Below are 17,336 nucleotides of genomic sequence, written 5' to 3'. Positions count from 1 at the left end.
CGACTTCTGTCGGGCCTCTTAGGACGTTCTCAGACCATTCTCATGGATGCACAGCACAGTCATAGCCATGACCGACAGCTACCGCCGAAGCGGCGATGAGATGCCACAGGACCGGCCGTACGCATACGGCGAGAACCACGGGCAGGCGGTTCCGCCGCCACCCCCCTACGCACCGGATCCCGCGCACCGTGCGCCGCGCCGTACGGTGCGCCGGCCGGTCGCGCTGATCGCGGCGGTGGCACTCGCCTCCGGTCTCATCGGCGGTGGCAGCGCGGCACTGCTGGCCGGCGCCACCCGGCAGGCGCAGCAGAGCGGCGCCTCCACGCCGCTCGTCAACGCAGGTCAGAGCAGCGGCAGCGGCGTCTCGGGGGTGGCCAAGGCGGTCAGCCCGGCGATAGTGGAGATCAAGGCGCGGACCGCGAGCGGGGAGTCCACCGGGTCCGGGGTCGTGATCACCGGTGACGGCGAGATCGTCACCAACAACCATGTCGTGGCCGGCGCACGCACGGTGAGCGTCACCTTCAGCGACGGCAGCAAGAAGACCGCCAAGGTCGTCGGGACGGATCCCGACAAGGACCTGGCGTTGATCAAGGTGCGGGGCGCCAAGGGGCTGACCAAGGCCGGCCTGGGCGACTCCGACAAGATCGCGGTTGGCGACGGGGTGGTGGCGATCGGCTCGCCCGAGGGCCTCACCGGCTCCGTGACCAGCGGAATCGTCTCCGCCCTCAACCGCGATGTCACCGTCCCCAAGGAAGAGGGGCAGGGGCAGAGGCAGCAGGGCGATCCGGGCGACGGCGGCGGCTGGCCGTTCGAGTTCGGCGGCAACCAGTACAACGGCGACACCGGCTCGTCGAAGACCTCGTACAAGGCCATACAGACCGACGCCTCGCTCAACCCGGGCAACTCCGGCGGCGCCCTGATCAATATGCAGGGCCAGATCGTCGGCATCAACTCCGCGATGTACTCGCCCAGTTCGGCCTCCAGCAGCACCGCCGGCAGCGTCGGCCTCGGCTTCGCCATCCCGATCAACACCGTCAAGGCGGATCTCGACTCGCTGCGCGGTGGCGGGAGCGGCGGCAGCAACAGCGGCGTCTGACCGCCCGTCCCCGCCTCCGCCGTGCAAGGCTGAGGACCAGCCGCAGTGCAAGGCTGGAGACAGCCGTTCGTCCCTCCCCCATGCCTTAAGGGCAGGGGAGGTACCCCCATCCACCCGAGGTAACCACGCACATGAGCCCCGCCGAGCACGGTGATCAGCCCGCCCGCATCCTGATCGTCGACGACGAGCCGGCCGTCCGCGAGGCGCTGCAACGCTCGCTCGCCTTTGAGGGCTACGGGACGGAGCAGGCGGTCGACGGTCTGGACGCGGTCGAGAAGGTCGCCGCCTACGACCCCGAACTGATCGTGCTGGACGTCCTGATGCCCCGGATGGACGGGCTGACCGCCGCCCGGCGGCTGCGGGCGAGCGGGGTGACCGTACCGATCCTGATGCTGACCGCGCGGGACACGGTCGGCGACCGGGTCACCGGTCTGGACGCCGGCGCCGACGACTACCTGGTCAAGCCGTTCGAGCTGGATGAGCTGCTGGCCCGGATCCGCGCGCTGCTGCGCCGCAGTTCGTACGCGGCGGCGGTCGGCGTGCAGCCCGAAGAAGGCGAGTCGCTGGCCTTCGCCGATCTGCGGATGGACCTGGCGACCCGCGAGGTGACCCGCGGCGGCCGGCCGGTCGAGCTGACCCGTACCGAATTCACCCTGCTGGAGATGTTCCTGGCGCACCCGCGGCAGGTCCTGACCCGCGAGCAGATCCTCAAGGCCGTATGGGGCTTCGACTTCGAGCCCACCTCCAACTCCCTCGATGTGTATGTGATGTATCTGCGCCGTAAGACGGAGGCGGGGGGCGAGCCGCGGCTGGTGCACACCGTGCGCGGGGTCGGCTACGTCCTGCGGGCGGAGGGCGGCGCGGAATGACGCGCTGGTACGGCAGGCTGCCGCTGCGCTCCCGGCTGGCGATGCTGGTGGCGGTGGCCGTGGCGGTGGCGGTCGCCGCCTCGGCCGCGGCGTGCTGGCTGGTCACCCGCGACCGGCTCACCCATCAGCTGGACGAGACGCTGAGCTCGGTCAAGCTGGACGACAAATCCGTAGCGGACCTGTACGCGGCCTGCACCGGCCGGCCCCAGCCCGGTCTGAGCTCCCAGGCCACTCCGTACACCATCCGTCTGATCTGGGCGAGCGGCGAGGTCTGTACCTTCCCGGGCAAGGCCAAGATCCCGGTGCAGCAAGCGGATCTGCAGGTGGCCCAGCGGCAGCTGGCCAGCGACCTGCGCACCACGAAGGACCGGAGCGGCGCAGAGATGCGGGTCTACGACCGGGCGGCCGTCGACCCCTCCTCGGGCAACCAGCTGGCCGTTTCCGTCGCCGCCCCCCTGGACCAGGTCACCCGGCCCCTCAACCAGCTCGCCCTGGTGCTGCTGTTCGTCGCCGGAGCCGGGGTGCTCGGCGCCGCGACCGCCGGGCTCGCGGTCGCACGGGCCGGCCTCAAACCCGTCGACCGCCTCACCGACGCCGTCGAACACGTCGCCCGCACCGAAGACCTCGCCGTGCGGATCCCGGTGGAGGGCGAGGACGAGATCGCCCGGCTCTCCCGCTCCTTCAACTCCATGACCTCCGCGCTGGCCGCCTCCCGCGACCTCCAGCAGCAGCTGATCGCCGACGCCGGTCATGAGTTGCGTACGCCGCTGACCTCGCTGCGTACCAACATCGACCTGCTGGTGCGCAGCGAACAGTCCGGCCGCCCGATCCCGGCCGCGGACAAGGCGGCCCTGCTGGAGTCGGTGAGGGCACAGATGGGAGAGCTGGCGGCGCTGATCGGCGACCTCCAGGAGCTGTCCCGTCCGGCGCGCGGGCAATCGGCCGTCGAGGTCGTCGCCCTGCACGACGTCGTCGGCACCGCGCTGGCCCGTGCCCGACTGCGCGGCCCGTCCCTGATGATCACCGCGGACGTGGAGCCCTGGTTCGTACGCGCAGAGCCCGCCGGGCTGGAGCGCGCGGTGGTCAACCTCCTGGACAACGCCGTCAAGTTCAGCCCGCCCGGCGGCTCCGTCGAGGTCCGGCTGGCGGCCGGCGAGCTGACCGTGCGCGACCACGGCCCCGGCATTCCCCAGGACGAACTCCCGCATGTCTTCGAGCGGTTCTGGCGTTCGCCGTCCGCGCGCAGCCTGCCCGGCAGCGGCCTGGGACTGTCGATCGTGGCCCGTACGGCGGAGCAGGCGGGGGGCGGCGTACGGCTGCGGTCCGCGGACCTCGGCGGTACGGAGGCGGTGCTGACCCTGCCCGGAGCGGCCACCCCACCACCGGAGATGCCGGAGCCGCCGCAGTAGGGCCCGCAGGGCCCGCCGCTCAACTCGCCGGCTGCCTCCCGCCGCTAGTTCTTCTCCTTCTTCCCCTTCTTCTACTTCTTCGGCTGCTTCTTCGCCGCGTCCCCGAAGGGCAGGTTCGATCCCGACAGATCGGCCCGGATGCCGTCCCGCTCGACGGAGATATTGCGCAGCCGCACATCGCCGGGCGTCTTGGGCAGCTGGAAGGAGAGGGAGAGCTGGTCCGCGAGCTGCGGCTTGGTCAGACCGCTCAGGGCGCCCAGGACCTTCGGGTCGATGCCGACCTTCTGCAGCAGCCAGGGGTGATCCATCACCACGTCCACGAGATTGACCTTCATCAGCTTCTCGACGAACCGCGGCGACCCGGTCAGCTCGTGCAGCTTCTCCTCGCTGCGCAGCGCCTCGTCGATGTAGGCCTTCGGGATGCCGATGCGCTCGGCGATCGCCGGAATGCTCAGCATCGCCTTCGCCTTGGCGGCCTGCCGGCTGACCTCGGCGGCGGCCTTGCGGGTCAGCCGCAGGCCCTCCTCCTTGCCGGTGCCGGGGCGGTAGACGGCGACATCGCCGATATCGAGACGCATCCGGCTGATGTCGGTGGAGATGCCGCGGTCGCCCGCCCGCCGAATGTGTGCCTCGGCCCGTACGCGCAATTGGTGGCCGGCGATCGGGAGCTGGCCGACGGCGCGGACCGAGTTGGGGCCCATTTCGCTGAATTTGACCTGGGAGGCGCCCAGTTCGCGATTCATGTCGTCGAAGGCGAGCAGCACACTGCCGTGCATGCTGCCGATCGTGGCGCCCTTGATGGAGCTGGGCAGATCGCCGTCGATACGCACGTCGTTCGCGGTCGCCGAGAATTTCGCCAGCGAGACCCGGTCGGCCGCGAGGTCCGGAATGGTGACGTCGACGCGGTCGAGGTGCTTGTCGAGGACCTGGGTGAGGAACGGGAACCCCTGGATATCGACCTCCGGAGTGGCCGTCAGATGCAGCGATTCCTTGAGCTTTTCCTCGGCCGCGTTCTGCGCGTACAGGACGGCGAACCGGTCGCCGAGACCGAGGAATGCCGTACACACCAGGACGGCCACCAGCAGCTTCACCGTGATGGGGATGGCGGCGAAGCGGCTGATGCCCCGCTTCATACGGCGATGGTTCGGCGGCGTCCACGCGTCCTCGTCCTCGTCCGAACGCAGTCCGAGGCCCAACGGGTCGTCGCTGTCGTCGCGTTCGTTGAGGTACGTGCGGCGGATCGGCTCGTAATCCGACGTGTAGTCCGGCTCGGGTTCCGGCTCCGGCTCGGGGTCGGCGAGGGCGGCCAGGTCCGCGTAGGGATTGACCTTTTCCAGCTTGCGGGTCTCGCCGGTGGTGTCGTCCGGAGCACCCGATACGGGGGAATGCGGGTACTGCTGAGCGGCGGACGACGGTGAGGGTGTAGATATGCGTGTGGGGGTTCGCATCCGCACATCCCACCACGGGCGGGACCCTTGAATGCAAGTCCTACCGGGGGTATGTGACATACGCGAAAGATGTCGCGCGGGCTTGGCGAAATTTTGTCGCGCCGGTGGGGCGAGCTGAACCAGCGTCATATCTCTTGATGACCACGCCGAAGTTCGCTGAAGCCCGCTGAAGCCCGCCGAGGCTCGCTGAAGCCGCTGAAGCCGCTGAAGCCGCTGAAGTCCGGTTTGTTCGTGTCTCTTCGGGAAGAACGCCGCGTGGTGGGGCGTTCCCCGTACGGGCGCCCCTGTGGTGGCGTTTCCCCGGAAGGCTTTTCCCGTAAATCAGGTGAATCTCCCGTAAAGGTGTCACTTATGAACGAGTCCCCCCGGAACACATCTCCCCTGATCGTTGTCACCGGAGCAACCGGCAATATCGGCCGCAGCCTTGTCGGCCGGCTGCTCGAGGAGGGCGTGGCCGTCCGCGCGCTCACCCGCGATCCGGCCCGCGCCGGACTGCCGGCCGAGGCCGAGACGGTGCGCGCGGACCTCACCGATGCCGTCGCGCTCGAACCGCTGCTGACCGGCGCCGATGCGCTGTTCCTCAATCTCGCCGCGGGCGGTGTCCAGGCCGCCACCGCGGTGCTCGATGCCGCGGTGAAGGCCGGCGTGCGCCGTGTCGTCCTCAACTCCTCCATGGCGGTGACCGACACCCCGGACGACGAGACGAACCACATCGCCCGGATGCACGCCGCCCCGGAGCGCGCGGTCCGCGACTCCGGTCTGGAATGGACCTTCGTACGCGGCAGCAATTACGCCACCAACACCCTTGCCTGGGCCGCGTCGATCCGGGAGTCCGGCGTGGTGCGCGACGCACACCCGGACGCGCAGGGCGTTCCCGTCCATGAGGCCGACCTCGCGGATGTCGCCGCCGTCGCTCTGCTGGACCGCAGCGGTGCCCACCTGAGCCAGGCGTATACGGTCACCGGCCCGGAGCCGAAGACGGTGGCGGACCAGGTCGCCGAGATCGGGCAGGCGATCGGGCGCGAGACCCGGGTCGAGCGGATCTCCGAGGGCGAGGCCGCCGAGGCGATGGCCGGGCCGCACCTTCCCAAGGAGGCCGCGCTGGAGCTGGTCAGGCTCTTCGGCCGGTCGGTCGGGGCGCCGTTCTTCCCCGTCTCGGACGCGGTGGAGCGGGTCACCGGTCACCCGGCCCGGACGTTCGCCGAGTGGGCGCGGGAGCACGCCGCCGACTTCTCCTGACCGGGGCGCGGGCCGCGGCGCTTGACGGAGTGAGACCTGTGGGGCGCCGGGCCGGCCGGTGCCGCTTGCGGAGAGTATGTGCCGGGTTCCGGGGGCGGGGGCGGGCACATGGTGTCCGGCTTCACCATGGGGGCACAGGTCTTGTGGATACGCTTGGCGGTCCACTGTCACGGAAATTGGGGAACAGCCGCTATGGCGATGCGCAAGGGCACGATGAAGGAACAGGTTTCGGCGGCGATAGCCCAGCAGAACCCTGGGGACCGGGCGTTGGCCACGTTCGTGTCGATCACGGGGCCCACCCCGTGGCTGATGGCGGCGCTGGGGTTCGTCGGGCAGATGCTGATCAAGTACTACTTCGTCACGGTGACGGAGCAGGCGATCGTGCTGCACCGGATGCACCGCGTCAACAACCGCCCGCAGGAAATCACGTACGCGATCCCGCGGGACCAGGCCCAGGGCGCGTTCTCGGACGTCAAGTTGAACCCGCTGTGGAGCTCGGTCCGCCTGGCGCTCCCCGGCGAGGCGGCGCCGGTCCGGCTGAACATCCACCGGCTGTGGCGGACCGAGCTGGAGCAGGTGCTGGCCACCGTCGGCGGTGCGCCGCAGCAGGGTTTCGCGGGGCAGCAGCCGGGGATGGCTCCGCCGCAGCAGCAGCACGCCATCGCGCAGCAGCAGGGGTACGCGCCCCAGGGGGCGCCGCAGCAGCACCCGCAGGGCGCCCCGCAGCCCGGATATCAGCAGCAGGCGCCGCAGCCTGGCTACCAGCAGGCTCCGCCGCAGCAGCCGCAGCCCGGTTACCAGCAGGCCCCGCAGCAGCAGCCCCAGCCCGGCTACCCGCAGCAGGCTCCCCAGCCGGGCTACCAGCAGGCTCCGCCGCAGCAGCCGCAGCCCGGTTACCAGCAGGCCCCGCAGCAGCCGCAGGCCCCCTACGGCGCGCCGCCGCAGCAGCCCGGCGGGTACCCCGGGCCGCAGCAGGGGAACCCGTACGGCGGCTGAGCGAGGTAGACGCGTACGCACGCGACGACGGCCCGGTGGGAACGCTCCCCACCGGGCCGTCGTCGCGTGTGACCAGAGAATTTCTCCGGCCGCGGCCGGGTCCGGACTTGGTCAAGTCCGCGTGTGGTGCTGGTGTGGCGCGGGTGTGGAGGAGGCCATGGAGGCAAACCGCACCCCAAGATCGCGTCCTGAACCCGTTAAGGCCCTTTTCCGGCGGCTGCCGCCCGCCGTATCCCTGGACAGTTGTACGTACTCGAACAGGGGGAAGCGGGATGAGCGGGCAGTTCGGTGTCGACCCCTCGGCACTGACGGATCTGGCGGGCAAATTCGAGCGGGAAGCGAAGGATCTGGCCTCGCCGATCCATGCGTTTGCGGCGACATCGGCGGAGATCGGAGAGGCCTTCGGCATCCTCGGTGCCTGCGACGGCGCGATGGGGAAGTACCAGAAGCTGCTCAGCAGCACCATCAAGGCGCTCGGGCACCTTCCCGACGTACTCAGCAGCGACGCCGACCGGCTGCGGACCAACGCGTCCCACTACAAGGACTCGGACCAGGTCGCCATCGGCCACCTGCAGTCCGCGGCCTGGGGCCGGGGGGCGTGACATGGTGAACATCAACAGCTGGATAGACGGCAAGGTCCTGGACATCCTCCAGGCATTCGGCGTGGAACTGCCCGGCGGCAACGGCGACACACTCCGCTCGATCGCCCACGGCTGGGACGCCATGGGCACCGAACTGACCAAGGTCGTACGGGCCCTCGACGGCGCCATCGACGGCGTCGACAAGCAGGGCTGGCACGGCGCGGCCCGCGACGCCTTCGAAAAGCACTGGCAGGACCAGAAGAAGGCCATCACCGACGCGGCGAACAACTTCCACCATGTCGCGGACGGGTTGCGGGAATTCGCCGACGAGATCGACAAGATCAACGAAGAAATCATCGACATCTGCGTCCAGATCGCGGAGATGGAGGTGCTCGGCGCCGCGCTGTCCGTCTTCACCGGCTTCCTCTCCGACCTCGTCGCCAATACGGCCGTCGCCGCGAAGGTCGCCAAGATCGTGGACCTGGTCAAACTGTTCACTTCGGCGGCGGAGAAGGTCGCGGCCCTGCTGGAGCGCTTCGGTGGGCTGAGCGCCGAAACTGCGGCGACACTGGAGAAGATGCTCACCGCGGTGGCCCGGTTCGGCGCCAACTTCCTCAAGAAGGGTATGGAGAGCTACGCCACGAACTTCGTCGCCGACTCGGGCAGCCAGATGCTTAACCAGGCTCTTACCGGTCAGCCGATAACGCTGGGCAAAGATTTCGCCACTGCCAACCAGGAAGCCCTGGGCACGGCCGCATTCACAGCGGGCGGAGCGTCGCTGGCGGAGGGCGCCAAGCTGACGGGCGCGCTCGGCAAGGTGCTAAGCGGCGAAGGCCGGGCGGGCAACGCCGCCAATGGTGCACTCGGTAACATCGCCGGCGGTCTCACCACCGACATGTGGAACGGCAAGGACGCCGAGACCACCCTGTGGGACGCGGGGACGAACGCTGCCACCGGATCCCTCGGGAACGCCGCCGGCGACGCCCACTTCGGGCACATGGAGGAACACGGCAGCCTCGGTGGCGAGCACCTCAGCGATCGGGGCAAGTTCGCCGATGCGGCGCACAAGAACGCCTTCGGCACCGGCCTCAACACGGCGGTCTACGGAGCGGGCTCCGGAATCGAGTCAGACATGCAGGACCTGGTCAAGGAAGCCGAGAAGGGCGGCGAGTGACCCGTGTCCGGTAAGCCCGGCGGCGTGATCCTTGCGGGGGTCGCGCACGTCAAGTCGAATTACGACGCCGGCTGGGCCCCCGGCTTGCTGTTGATCCTCGGGGTCTTCGGGTGCCTGGTGGTCTGTGCCGGTGTCGCGTTGACCATCGCCCTCCTGCGCGTCAAGGGCGAGAAGAACTGGTTCAACTACGTGTTCGGACCAGTGATCTGCGCCGTCGGCCTCGCCATGGCCGTCGCCGGCTTCGGCTTCTCCTTCGGGTTGCTGTGACGCGAGCTGTCGGCGGCGTGATCCTGGCGGGGGTCGCGCACATCGACCCGAATGCGCACTTCGACTGGCTCGACTTCCTGGAGCTCCCCGGATTTGCTCTCGGGATACCGCTCGTCGTTGCCGGTGTCGGCCTGACCATCGCCCTGCCGCGCGTCAAGGACGGGAAGAACTGGGGCAACTACGTGATCGGGCCCATGATTCTCATCATCGGCCTCGCCATCGCCATCCCCTGCTTCGGCTTCGCCTACCACCTGCTGTGACGCGGCGCGAAGCGCAGCGGCCCCGGCCGGCCGCCTCTTTAGGCGGTCGGCCGGGGCCGAACGGTCTTCTTCGGTGGCCTACTTCACGACCGTGATCCGGTCCGCCTTCGGCGGGTCCAGCGGGCCGGACGCCGAGGAGTGGGCGGTGAGGTAGGCGGTGAAGGCGTCCAGGTCGGACGGGCCGACGTACTTGTTCTTGCCGTCCTTGAGGACCGGGAAGCCGTCGCCGCCGCCGGCCAGGAACTCGTTCATCGCGACGCGGTAGGTCTTGGCCGGGTCGATGGCCACGCCGTCCAGCTTGACCGAGTCCTTGACGACGCGGTCGGCGCCGGACTTGGTCATGTCCAGGGTGTAGGTCAGGCCCTTGGACACCTGGAGGATCTTGGGGGAGGCCTGGTTCGGGCCGCTGACCTGCTGCTGAAGGGCGGTCAGGAGCTGGGTGCCGGTGAGGTCGATGACGTTCGTCATGTTGGTGAACGGCTGGACCGTGAAGGCCTCTCCGTAGGTGACCACGCCGTCGCCCTCGGCCCCCGACGCCTTGAAGGCCAGGTCGGAGCGGATGCCGCCCGGATTCATCAGGGCGAGCTGGGCGCCGCCCTTGTCGGCGGCCTTGGTGGCCTCCAGCTGGGCGTCGGAAATGACGTCGCCCAGCGGTGACTCGGGGGCGTCGGTGCCGCGGCCCGCGATGTCGGCGGAGATATGGCCGACGGGGCGGTTCGCGACGGGGGCGGCGAGCTTGTTCCAGCGGGCGATCAGCGACGTCATGTCCGCGGCCTTGGGCTGGTTGCGGTCCACGACGTGGTTGGCCGCGCCGGGCGCCTTGACGCTGGTGCGCACGATGTCGTGGGTGCGCCGGTCGTACGTCAGGGTCGTATCGGTGTAGAGCTTGCCGAAGGAGGCCGCGGACGTCACCGTACGGGGCATGCCGGAGGGGTCCGGGATGGTGCAGGCGTAGGCCTGGTGGGTGTGGCCGGTGACGAGGGCGTCGACCTGCGGGGTGACGTGCTTGGCGATGTCGGTGATCGGGCCGGAGATGCCGTCGCCGGGGCCGGGGCTGTCGCAGTGGTAGTTGTACGAGGTGGAGGCGGGGAGTCCGCCTTCGTGGATCAGCGCGACGATCGCCTTGACGCCCTGCTTGTTGAGCACCTTGGCGTACTTGTTGATCGTCTCGACCTCGTCATGGAACTTCAGGCCCTTGACGCCGTCGGCGGTGACGACGTCGGGGGTGCCCTCCAGCGTCACACCGATGAAGCCGATCTTGACGCCCTTGTGCCGCCAGACGGTGTACGGCCGCAGCAGCGGCTTGCCGGTCTTGTCGTCCGTGACGTTGGCGGTGAGGTAGGGGAAGCCGGCGCCCTGGAACTTCTTGCCCTTCTCGTAGCAGCCGTCCTTCGGGTGGCAGCCGCCCTTCTGCAAGCGCGTCAACTCCGCCCGGCCCTCGTCGAATTCATGGTTGCCGACCGAGGTGACGTCCAGGCCCAGCTTGTTCATGGCCTCGATGGTCGGCTCGTCGTGGAAGAGGCCGGACAGGAGCGGGCTGGCCCCGACCAGGTCGCCGGCCGCTGCGGTCACGGAGTACGGGTGCCCCTTGCGCGCCGTCCGCAGGGACTGCGCGAGGTACTCGACGCCGCCCGCCGGGATGCTCTTCTTGCTGCCGTCCGGCTGGATTTCCTCGACCGTGCCGGACGAGCCCTGCGGCGGTTCGAGGTTGCCGTGGAAGTCGTTGAAGGACAGCAGCTGGACGTCGACCGTGCGGCCGGCCCGCGTGGGCGCACTCTGCGCCCCGGCCGGCAGCGCCGTGGCCGCGACCCCGACAGCGGCGGCCAGCGCGGCGGCCCCGACCGTCAATCTGCGTGCCAGTCGGCGCCGTTGAGGTGTGGGTGGCATGGATTCCCCTCCTGGATGGTCCTGAGCGGTCGGCAGCTTATGGTCAACGCGCGTAGCGCAACAGGGGGGAACGGTTAAGGGCAGTCGAATCTCTTGACCTCAACCAAGGTTCACGTACGAGGCTCCTCTTGGCGGCGCCGGCCACGACCGGGCCGCATTCCGCAACCGTTACGCCGACCCGGGAGGGCGCAATGACCAAGCCGGTGACCCAGTGGATCAGACAGCACGCACACCGCCTCACCACCACGGACCCCAAGGCCCCGCTCACCGACCTCCTGCCCCTGCTCGACGCCGTACGCGATGCCAAGGTCGTCGCCGTCGGCTCCGCGACGCGCCAGGCGCACGAACTGGCCACCTCCTCGCACCGGGTCGTCCGGCTCCTGGTCGAGCACCTGGGGTTCCGCTCGGTGGCCCTGGAAGGGGACGACCCGGTAAAGGCCGGCCTCAGCGCGTATATCGCCACGGGGGAGGGCGACCCGCGGGCGCTGCTGGCCGGCACCCGGGCGTTCTGGCGGACCGAGGAGATCCTCGACGCCATCCGGTGGATGCGCGACCACAACCGCCGGCATCCGCAGGACCCGGTCCGGTTCGCGGAGGACACCATCCGCCCCGCACCGGACCGCCCCGCGACCGACCGGGGCCTGGCGGAGAACGCGATCCGCTGGCATGAGCACTCCGGCGACAAGATCGTCTACTGGGGCGGCCTCGCCCACACCGCCAAGGGCAGCGCAGACACGACCTATCCCACGACCCCTCCGCAGTCCCACCGGAACGCGGGCAGCTATCTGCGGGAGCACTTCGGGGCGGGCTATGTGTCCATCGGCCTGACCTTCCACCACGGCAACGCCCCCTATCCGGTACCGGCCCCGCCGCCGGAGTTCGCCGATACGGTCCTGGGGAGCGCCGGGCTGGATACCTACCTGCTGGATCTGCGCGCGGACGCCCCGGAATCCGTACGGGAGTGGCTCGGCTCCCCGGCCAGGACGCGGCTGATCGGCCCTGTCTACGACCCGGACGACGACGCCGCCTTCCACCTCGCCGGCGGGTCGCTCGCGCAGTGGTTCGACCTCGTCCTCCATTCCCAGGAGGTCACCCCGGTGCGCTTCCTCGCGCCGGACCACACGGCTCCCGTGCCCGGGAGGGTCGTACGCTTCACGCATGACTGACGCTGCACAGGAGATGGGCCGGTCCGGCCGCAGGATTCAGGTGGTCGAGGAGCTGACGCCGGATGCGGCCGCGGCCGTATCCGATCTGATCGAGCGGGCCGCGCGGACGGACGGGCAGCCTGCCGTGTCCGAGCAGGGGCGGCTGCAGCTGCGTGGTGGACGGCGTGCGGGGGTGCGGCATGTGCTGGTCCACATGCCGGCGGACGACGGGGAGGAGCTGGTCGGATACGGGCAGCTGGAGGACACCGACCCGGTGGAGGCACCCGCCGCCGAGCTGGTCGTCCACCCCGGCCACCGCGGCCGCGGGCACGGCCGGGCGCTGGGCTCCGAACTGCTCGCGCAGTCCGGGCGCCGGCTGCGGGTGTGGGCGCACGGCGGTCATCCGGCCGCCCGGCACCTCGCCCAGACCCTCGGGCTGACGATGTTCCGGGAGCTGCGGCAGATGCGGTGCTCGCTGGGCGATCTGATGCTGCCGGAGCCGGTGCTCGCGGAGGGGGTGTCCGTACGGACCTTCCAGCCGGGAACCGACGACGCGGCCTGGCTGGAGCTGAACGCGGCGGCCTTCGCCCACCACCCCGAGCAGGGGTCGCTGACCCAGCGGGACCTGGACGACCGCAAGGCCGAGGGGTGGTTCGACCCGAAGGGCTTCTTCCTCGCGGAGAAGGACGGCCGGCTGGTGGGCTTCCACTGGACCAAGGTGCATGCCGAGGAGGGCCTCGGCGAGGTCTATGTGCTCGGGGTGCGACCGGGCGCGCAAGGCGGCGGGCTCGGCAAGGCGCTGACCGCGATCGGGCTGCGGCACCTGGCGGCGCAGGGGCTGCCGACCGCGATGCTGTACGTCGACGCGGACAACGTGGCGGCGGTGAGCGTGTACGAGCGGCTGGGGTTCGTCACCCACGAGACGGACCTGATGTACCGCTCGGAGACCTGAGCCGGACGGGACCGCCGTCGGGGTGACGGGGGAGGACCGGCAGGGGGTGTTCGTCGGCGGCCTTTCGGGCCGCTCGACACCCATCCCCGCCGCCTACCCGCCCCCGGACGGGCGCCGCTCTGTGCGTGCTGGTCAGAGCCGTACGGCGCGGCCGATCAGCGTGCCGATGTGCCCCTCAACGGGCGCGTCCAGCACGGTCACGTTCGTGTCGGCGAGGCCGGCACCGGACAGGAAGTGCGCCCAGGTTTCCGGGGTGTAGCTGTACCGGTAGGTGTACATGGCAGGCCCCGCGAACCCGCCCTTGTACATGCCCTGGGGCCCGTACGCACCGGGGATGGCCGGGGGCTGGGAGAACACGATCACCCCACCAGGGTTCAGTCGGGCGGCGGCGAGAGGGAACAGCCGCTCCGGGGGGCAGAACCAGACAGCGCCGAAGATCGAGTAGATGGCGTCGTACGTCTCGGTCGTGTGCTCCAGGTAGCCGAGCACCTCCGCGCACACGAACCGCACACCGAGCGGCCCCCACCGCTGCGTGGTGTGCTCGACCATGACCGGCGACAGATCCACGCCGGTGGCCTTCGCTCCGCGCTGCGCGAGGCAGGCCAGGGCACGACCGGTGCCGCAGCCGAGCTCCAGCACGCTCTCGGGGACGCCCAACAGCTCCGGCCCCGGCGCGGCCGGGTGGTCGCGGTACTGCGTCCAGCGGAAGCCCGGTTCGGAGTCGAACACCTCGCTGCGTACGGACGTGGATCCGGCGTAGATGTCCCAGAGCCGGCGCTCCTGGTCGACGTTGTGCGGTGCAGACACGTTGGCGTCCTCGCAGAACTGGTAGGGGAGTTGGCCCCGCCGATGACGGGCCGGCGGGGCCAACACGGTAGTGCGGGCGGGCGGTCAGTGGCTGTCGGGCACTTGGGTGTCACACGGCGAGCAGTTCGTGCCGTCCCTCGCCCACAGGATGCGCTCGGCCAGGTCGCGGATCGTCACCTCGTCGCGGAGTTGGTGGCCGCTCAACGCCCCTACCACCCGCCCCCACCACCCGGGGTCAGGCTCTTTGGTGTCTGCCCCCACCAGAAGGACGGTGTCTGCCGGGCAAGTTTGGGCAAGTTACTTTCGTTCGCGGCCGGTTCGGTGGAATGTGGAATCTCGGTCACAGAGTCGGTCGCAGAGATCGTCAGCTCCCTCCTTGGAGGACACCATGGCCCTGCACAAGCTCGGTAAAGATCCCGAAAGCCCCAGTGGCGGGTCGCCCACGATTTACCTTGACGACGTGGAGAACACGTACCTGGTCCAGGGAGTGAAGGTCGAAGACGAGGAGCGCCTGTCCAAGATGGACATTCCTGGTCACGAGACGGTGGTTGAGATCCCCCGACGCATGGTGCAGTTCTTCTTGGAGGTGAAGGGTGATGAAGGCCCCGACGTTTGAGGAGTTGTTCCGCAACTGCCAGAGGTCGGCAGTCCACTTGGAAATGCGGGACGGCTACATGCGGTCAGATCCCGCGTTCATCGATTGGGCTGCGGGGAAGGCCCTTGACCCTGCCGAACGTTGGCGTGACTGGCTTGACATCGTGAAAGAGACGACAGGAAGAGGGGTGACGGTGCGCCGCGCACGCATCGTCTCGGAACCCGTCTCCGACTACATCCGCTTCGAGCACTCAGTCACCGAGGGCCTCAACATCAACGCGGGAGAGGAAGTCGGCTGGTTGCCACGCCGCCAGGCGACGGCCCTGCCCCTGCCGGGCAACGACTTCTGGGTCTTCGACGACAAAGTAGCGCTGATCAACCACTTCGACGGGGGTGGAGACTCGCTACAGCACGAGTACACCGAGGAGCCTCACTTGGTGTCCTTCCTCTCTTCGGCGTTCGAGACTGTTTGGGAGAAGGCTGTCCCTCATGCCCAGTATCGGTTGGCATGACTAGGGACAGACTTCAAGCGGTGTCCACTCCACCTTCCTCCTCCACTGTCAAGGAAGCGAGGGTTTCCTTCGGCCGGCGTCTGCGCGAGATCCGAAAAGACTCGGGACTCACCGCGCGGGCGCTGTCCGCGCTCACAGGCTGGCACGAATCCAAATGCTCGAAGATTGAAAACGGCTCCAGGCCACCTTCATACGACGACATTCGTGCCTATGCAGAGCATTGCGGAGTTCCGCATCTGGCAAACGATCTGATTGACACGGCGCGCGGCATCGAGGGCATGTATGTCGAGTGGCGCCAACTAGAGCGGTCAGGACTACGGCGCGTCCAGGAGTCGGTACTCTCGCTCTGGGAGCGAACGCTGCGCTACCGCATCTACTCTTCTTGGCTTATCCCAGGCCCTGTGCAGACCGAGGCGTACATTCGAGCGCTCCTGACCTCGATCCGAGACCGGCGTCGTCTCGTCGATGACGTTGAGGATGCGGTGCGCGTCCGCGTCGCCATCTGCTCACCGTGGCCACGCTACCTTCGGTGAGCTTGGGCATTATTCCGCTCACGGCCGACCGCTCGGGACTGTGGCCCGTAGAGGGCTTCTTCCTCTTTGACGACGCCCAGGCGAATGTCGAGCTGGTCTCAGCTCACCTGACCATCCTGCAGCGCCACGAAATCGGCCTGTACGCAGAGACATTCGCAACTCTGTCGGAGCAGGCGGAGTATGGAGCAGGGGCGCGTGCCCTCATCACGCAGGCGATTGAGGCGATTGAGGCGATTGAGGCGCTCGGGTGATCGTGGGCAAGTTTAGGCACACTCGTTGAGAACCGATGGCCCCCAGCCGTTGACTGAATACGGGACGTAACCAGCAGCTTCCCCCTACGGCCAGGAGCTGTTGAGGTGCTTCAACCCGTGCAAGGCGGGCCTATAAGAGGGCTGAGTCCAGGCATATCGGGACGGTCACACATCCTGCCGAAGCCGGGCCCAACCTCCCTACCGTAGAAGGGAAGAAACATCATGACAGTCGCGTTAGAGCAGCCGGTCAAGGCCCGGCAAGGTCGTGATCTCGTCTCACCGGAGTTGTTTGATCGCCTGGTGGAATTCTGTGCTGACGAATACGGACTTGAGCGCTGTGTTGCTGAGCTCGTCCAGAGTGAGGCCATCGCCATGTGCTACGTCATGGGTATCACCAATGCCGGTGACGAAATGGCCCCGAGCAAGCAGGTGGACGCCGGCTGGCACACCTTCATGCTCCACACCGAGGAATACGCCAAGTGGTGTAAAGAGAGCTTCGGCTACTTCCTGCACCACAGGCCGAACAGCAAGATCCGTACCAGGGCTCTGATGACCGAAGTCGTCGGACGCATCAAGGCGCAGGGGTTTGATGCAGACGTGCGGCTATGGGGTACCGCGGCCGAGTGCAATCCTCCGGCGTGTTGTGGAGACGGCCCCTGTTGCTAGGAAGTTGAACCGCTGGCGTCCGCGCTCACCAGTCCGGGCGCCAGCCATTTCCCCAGGAGGCCCTTCATGCCGGAAGCCGCTCGCAAGGGTAATGGCCGGGTAACTGCCTTCAGCATGTTCGGCCCCGTGTTCGCCTATGCGTCGGAACTCGTAGACGACCAGCAGATTGCGTACGTCGGCCCGCTGACGCCAGGCGTCCCGTGGGCAAAGCTCTGGCAGATTTCAGCTCGATGCTGCCGAGAGTCAGCGCAGGATCGAGAGAAGGCGCAGTGGGTCACCACCCAGGCGACTCGCGCCTTCATCATGCACGCCGACCTCGTTGCGAAGCTGCCCAGTAATGAATGGATGTTGGAAAGCGGAGGGCGCAGAATTGATATGGGCGGTTGGTCGAATCACGATGCTTTGGTCACAGGGAACATGACAGTGCCCGATCTCACGCCTGAGCAGGTCTCGATGAAGCACACCTACTACCCCCACTACTTTGACGGTTAGAGCCGTGGCTGTCGTGGTTGGCGGTCCCGCCCGGCCGAGCGACTGATGCTCGGCCGGGCGGGACCTGCTTCCCTCACCACGCCGCTCTGGCGCGGTATCCGTGAAGGGAGCGCCTAGGACGCTCCCCGCTGGACGGACCGGGGCGAGAGCTGAGCCCG

The 17,336-nt window shown here is 68.5% G+C and carries 19 protein-coding genes and 1 pseudogene; 16 read left to right on the top strand and 4 right to left on the bottom strand.

Annotated elements, in window-relative coordinates:
* Positions 1 to 67: 67 nt before the first annotated feature.
* The 3 genes from ACZ4S3_RS28270 (at position 68) to ACZ4S3_RS28260 (ending at position 3,374) form a co-directional block, all read left to right on the top strand.
* Positions 68 to 1,096: a S1C family serine protease gene (locus tag ACZ4S3_RS28270; protein ID WP_467938939.1), complete on the top strand. Its 1,029-nt coding sequence runs from the start codon at positions 68 to 70 to the stop codon at positions 1,094 to 1,096.
* 131 nt (positions 1,097 to 1,227) lie between these two features.
* The gene (locus ACZ4S3_RS28265; RefSeq protein WP_467938937.1) at positions 1,228 to 1,965 is read left to right on the top strand and encodes a response regulator transcription factor; all 738 of its coding nucleotides are present in this window, start codon (positions 1,228 to 1,230) and stop codon (positions 1,963 to 1,965) included.
* Positions 1,962 to 3,374 (top strand): HAMP domain-containing sensor histidine kinase, encoded by a 1,413-nt coding sequence (locus tag ACZ4S3_RS28260; RefSeq protein ID WP_467938935.1) that lies wholly within the window; start codon positions 1,962 to 1,964, stop codon positions 3,372 to 3,374. The genes ACZ4S3_RS28265 and ACZ4S3_RS28260 overlap by 4 nt, the downstream gene beginning before the upstream one ends.
* A gap of 71 nt (positions 3,375 to 3,445) precedes the next feature.
* Here the strand turns inward: ACZ4S3_RS28260 and ACZ4S3_RS28255 are convergent, their stop codons facing one another.
* Positions 3,446 to 4,822 carry an LmeA family phospholipid-binding protein gene (locus ACZ4S3_RS28255; protein ID WP_467938933.1) on the bottom strand — a complete coding sequence of 459 codons (1,377 nt, stop codon included), beginning with the start codon at positions 4,820 to 4,822 and terminating at the stop codon, positions 3,446 to 3,448.
* 351 nt (positions 4,823 to 5,173) lie between these two features.
* On the opposite strand from ACZ4S3_RS28255, the gene ACZ4S3_RS28250 reads away from it, so the two are divergent.
* The 6 genes from ACZ4S3_RS28250 (at position 5,174) to ACZ4S3_RS28225 (ending at position 9,339) form a co-directional block, all read left to right on the top strand.
* Entirely contained in the window at positions 5,174 to 6,061 is an 888-nt protein-coding gene (locus tag ACZ4S3_RS28250; RefSeq protein ID WP_467938931.1) for an NAD(P)H-binding protein, read from the top strand.
* A 192-nt stretch (positions 6,062 to 6,253) separates the two neighbouring features.
* The gene (locus tag ACZ4S3_RS28245; protein WP_467938929.1) at positions 6,254 to 7,057 is read left to right on the top strand and encodes a hypothetical protein; all 804 of its coding nucleotides are present in this window, start codon (positions 6,254 to 6,256) and stop codon (positions 7,055 to 7,057) included.
* A 272-nt stretch (positions 7,058 to 7,329) separates the two neighbouring features.
* Positions 7,330 to 7,659 (top strand): type VII secretion target, encoded by a 330-nt coding sequence (locus ACZ4S3_RS28240; RefSeq protein ID WP_467938927.1) that lies wholly within the window; start codon positions 7,330 to 7,332, stop codon positions 7,657 to 7,659.
* A 1-nt stretch (position 7,660) separates the two neighbouring features.
* Entirely contained in the window at positions 7,661 to 8,812 is a 1,152-nt protein-coding gene (locus ACZ4S3_RS28235; protein ID WP_467938925.1) for a WXG100-like domain-containing protein, read from the top strand.
* A 3-nt stretch (positions 8,813 to 8,815) separates the two neighbouring features.
* Positions 8,816 to 9,079 carry a hypothetical protein gene (locus ACZ4S3_RS28230; protein ID WP_467938923.1) on the top strand — a complete coding sequence of 88 codons (264 nt, stop codon included), beginning with the start codon at positions 8,816 to 8,818 and terminating at the stop codon, positions 9,077 to 9,079.
* A complete protein-coding gene (locus tag ACZ4S3_RS28225; protein WP_467938921.1) occupies positions 9,076 to 9,339 on the top strand; it encodes a hypothetical protein in 264 nt (87 codons plus the stop codon). The genes ACZ4S3_RS28230 and ACZ4S3_RS28225 overlap by 4 nt, the downstream gene beginning before the upstream one ends.
* A 78-nt stretch (positions 9,340 to 9,417) precedes the next feature.
* Here ACZ4S3_RS28225 and ACZ4S3_RS28220 read toward each other — a convergent pair whose 3' ends face one another.
* Positions 9,418 to 11,226 carry a bifunctional metallophosphatase/5'-nucleotidase gene (locus ACZ4S3_RS28220; protein ID WP_467938919.1) on the bottom strand — a complete coding sequence of 603 codons (1,809 nt, stop codon included), beginning with the start codon at positions 11,224 to 11,226 and terminating at the stop codon, positions 9,418 to 9,420.
* A gap of 191 nt (positions 11,227 to 11,417) precedes the next feature.
* Here ACZ4S3_RS28220 and ACZ4S3_RS28215 point away from each other — a divergent pair, with 191 nt between their 5' ends.
* Together ACZ4S3_RS28215 and mshD are read left to right on the top strand one after the other, a co-directional pair.
* A complete protein-coding gene (locus ACZ4S3_RS28215) occupies positions 11,418 to 12,392 on the top strand; it encodes an erythromycin esterase family protein (RefSeq protein ID WP_467938917.1) in 975 nt (324 codons plus the stop codon).
* Between the two features lie 13 nt (positions 12,393 to 12,405).
* Complete coding sequence (mshD, locus tag ACZ4S3_RS28210; RefSeq protein ID WP_467939044.1) at positions 12,406 to 13,323, top strand: mycothiol synthase; 918 nt, start codon at positions 12,406 to 12,408, stop codon at positions 13,321 to 13,323.
* A gap of 132 nt (positions 13,324 to 13,455) precedes the next feature.
* Here the strand turns inward: mshD and ACZ4S3_RS28205 are convergent, their stop codons facing one another.
* Entirely contained in the window at positions 13,456 to 14,130 is a 675-nt protein-coding gene (locus tag ACZ4S3_RS28205) for a class I SAM-dependent methyltransferase (protein WP_467938915.1), read from the bottom strand.
* Between the two features lie 84 nt (positions 14,131 to 14,214).
* Entirely contained in the window at positions 14,215 to 14,391 is a 177-nt protein-coding gene (locus ACZ4S3_RS28200) for a hypothetical protein (protein WP_467938913.1), read from the bottom strand.
* A gap of 127 nt (positions 14,392 to 14,518) precedes the next feature.
* Between ACZ4S3_RS28200 and ACZ4S3_RS28195 the strand changes: the two genes are divergently transcribed.
* From ACZ4S3_RS28195 to ACZ4S3_RS28175, 5 genes and pseudogenes are all read left to right on the top strand, one after another.
* The gene (locus ACZ4S3_RS28195) at positions 14,519 to 14,746 is read left to right on the top strand and encodes a hypothetical protein (RefSeq protein ID WP_467938911.1); all 228 of its coding nucleotides are present in this window, start codon (positions 14,519 to 14,521) and stop codon (positions 14,744 to 14,746) included.
* Complete coding sequence (locus tag ACZ4S3_RS28190) at positions 14,724 to 15,236, top strand: DUF6879 family protein (RefSeq protein WP_467938909.1); 513 nt, start codon at positions 14,724 to 14,726, stop codon at positions 15,234 to 15,236. The genes ACZ4S3_RS28195 and ACZ4S3_RS28190 overlap by 23 nt, the downstream gene beginning before the upstream one ends.
* Positions 15,233 to 16,020: pseudogene (locus tag ACZ4S3_RS28185) on the top strand (Scr1 family TA system antitoxin-like transcriptional regulator). Before ACZ4S3_RS28190 ends, ACZ4S3_RS28185 begins: the two are co-directional and overlap by 4 nt.
* Positions 16,021 to 16,242: 222 nt before the next feature.
* The gene (locus tag ACZ4S3_RS28180; protein ID WP_467938907.1) at positions 16,243 to 16,686 is read left to right on the top strand and encodes a glycine-rich domain-containing protein; all 444 of its coding nucleotides are present in this window, start codon (positions 16,243 to 16,245) and stop codon (positions 16,684 to 16,686) included.
* Between the two features lie 66 nt (positions 16,687 to 16,752).
* Positions 16,753 to 17,178 carry a hypothetical protein gene (locus ACZ4S3_RS28175; RefSeq protein WP_467938905.1) on the top strand — a complete coding sequence of 142 codons (426 nt, stop codon included), beginning with the start codon at positions 16,753 to 16,755 and terminating at the stop codon, positions 17,176 to 17,178.
* Positions 17,179 to 17,336: the final 158 nt, after the last annotated feature.

The sequence above is a fragment of the Streptomyces sp. NPDC028368 genome (genome assembly GCF_055565615.1).
This window is presented reverse-complemented; position numbering and strand designations above follow the sequence as displayed.

Excerpts from the sequence above, each read along its gene's own strand:
- ACZ4S3_RS28270 (WP_467938939.1), top strand. The coding sequence starts at position 68 with ATGACCGACAGCTACCGCCGAAGCGGCGATGAGATGCCACAGGACCGG.
- ACZ4S3_RS28265 (WP_467938937.1), top strand. The coding sequence starts at position 1,228 with ATGAGCCCCGCCGAGCACGGTGATCAGCCCGCCCGCATCCTGATCGTC.
- ACZ4S3_RS28260 (WP_467938935.1), top strand. The coding sequence starts at position 1,962 with ATGACGCGCTGGTACGGCAGGCTGCCGCTGCGCTCCCGGCTGGCGATG.
- ACZ4S3_RS28255 (WP_467938933.1), bottom strand. The coding sequence starts at position 4,822 with ATGCGAACCCCCACACGCATATCTACACCCTCACCGTCGTCCGCCGCT.
- ACZ4S3_RS28250 (WP_467938931.1), top strand. The coding sequence starts at position 5,174 with ATGAACGAGTCCCCCCGGAACACATCTCCCCTGATCGTTGTCACCGGA.
- ACZ4S3_RS28245 (WP_467938929.1), top strand. The coding sequence starts at position 6,254 with ATGGCGATGCGCAAGGGCACGATGAAGGAACAGGTTTCGGCGGCGATA.
- ACZ4S3_RS28240 (WP_467938927.1), top strand. The coding sequence starts at position 7,330 with ATGAGCGGGCAGTTCGGTGTCGACCCCTCGGCACTGACGGATCTGGCG.
- ACZ4S3_RS28235 (WP_467938925.1), top strand. The coding sequence starts at position 7,661 with ATGGTGAACATCAACAGCTGGATAGACGGCAAGGTCCTGGACATCCTC.
- ACZ4S3_RS28220 (WP_467938919.1), bottom strand. The coding sequence starts at position 11,226 with ATGCCACCCACACCTCAACGGCGCCGACTGGCACGCAGATTGACGGTC.
- ACZ4S3_RS28215 (WP_467938917.1), top strand. The coding sequence starts at position 11,418 with ATGACCAAGCCGGTGACCCAGTGGATCAGACAGCACGCACACCGCCTC.
- mshD (WP_467939044.1), top strand. The coding sequence starts at position 12,406 with ATGGGCCGGTCCGGCCGCAGGATTCAGGTGGTCGAGGAGCTGACGCCG.
- ACZ4S3_RS28195 (WP_467938911.1), top strand. The coding sequence starts at position 14,519 with ATGGCCCTGCACAAGCTCGGTAAAGATCCCGAAAGCCCCAGTGGCGGG.
- ACZ4S3_RS28180 (WP_467938907.1), top strand. The coding sequence starts at position 16,243 with ATGACAGTCGCGTTAGAGCAGCCGGTCAAGGCCCGGCAAGGTCGTGAT.
- ACZ4S3_RS28175 (WP_467938905.1), top strand. The coding sequence starts at position 16,753 with ATGCCGGAAGCCGCTCGCAAGGGTAATGGCCGGGTAACTGCCTTCAGC.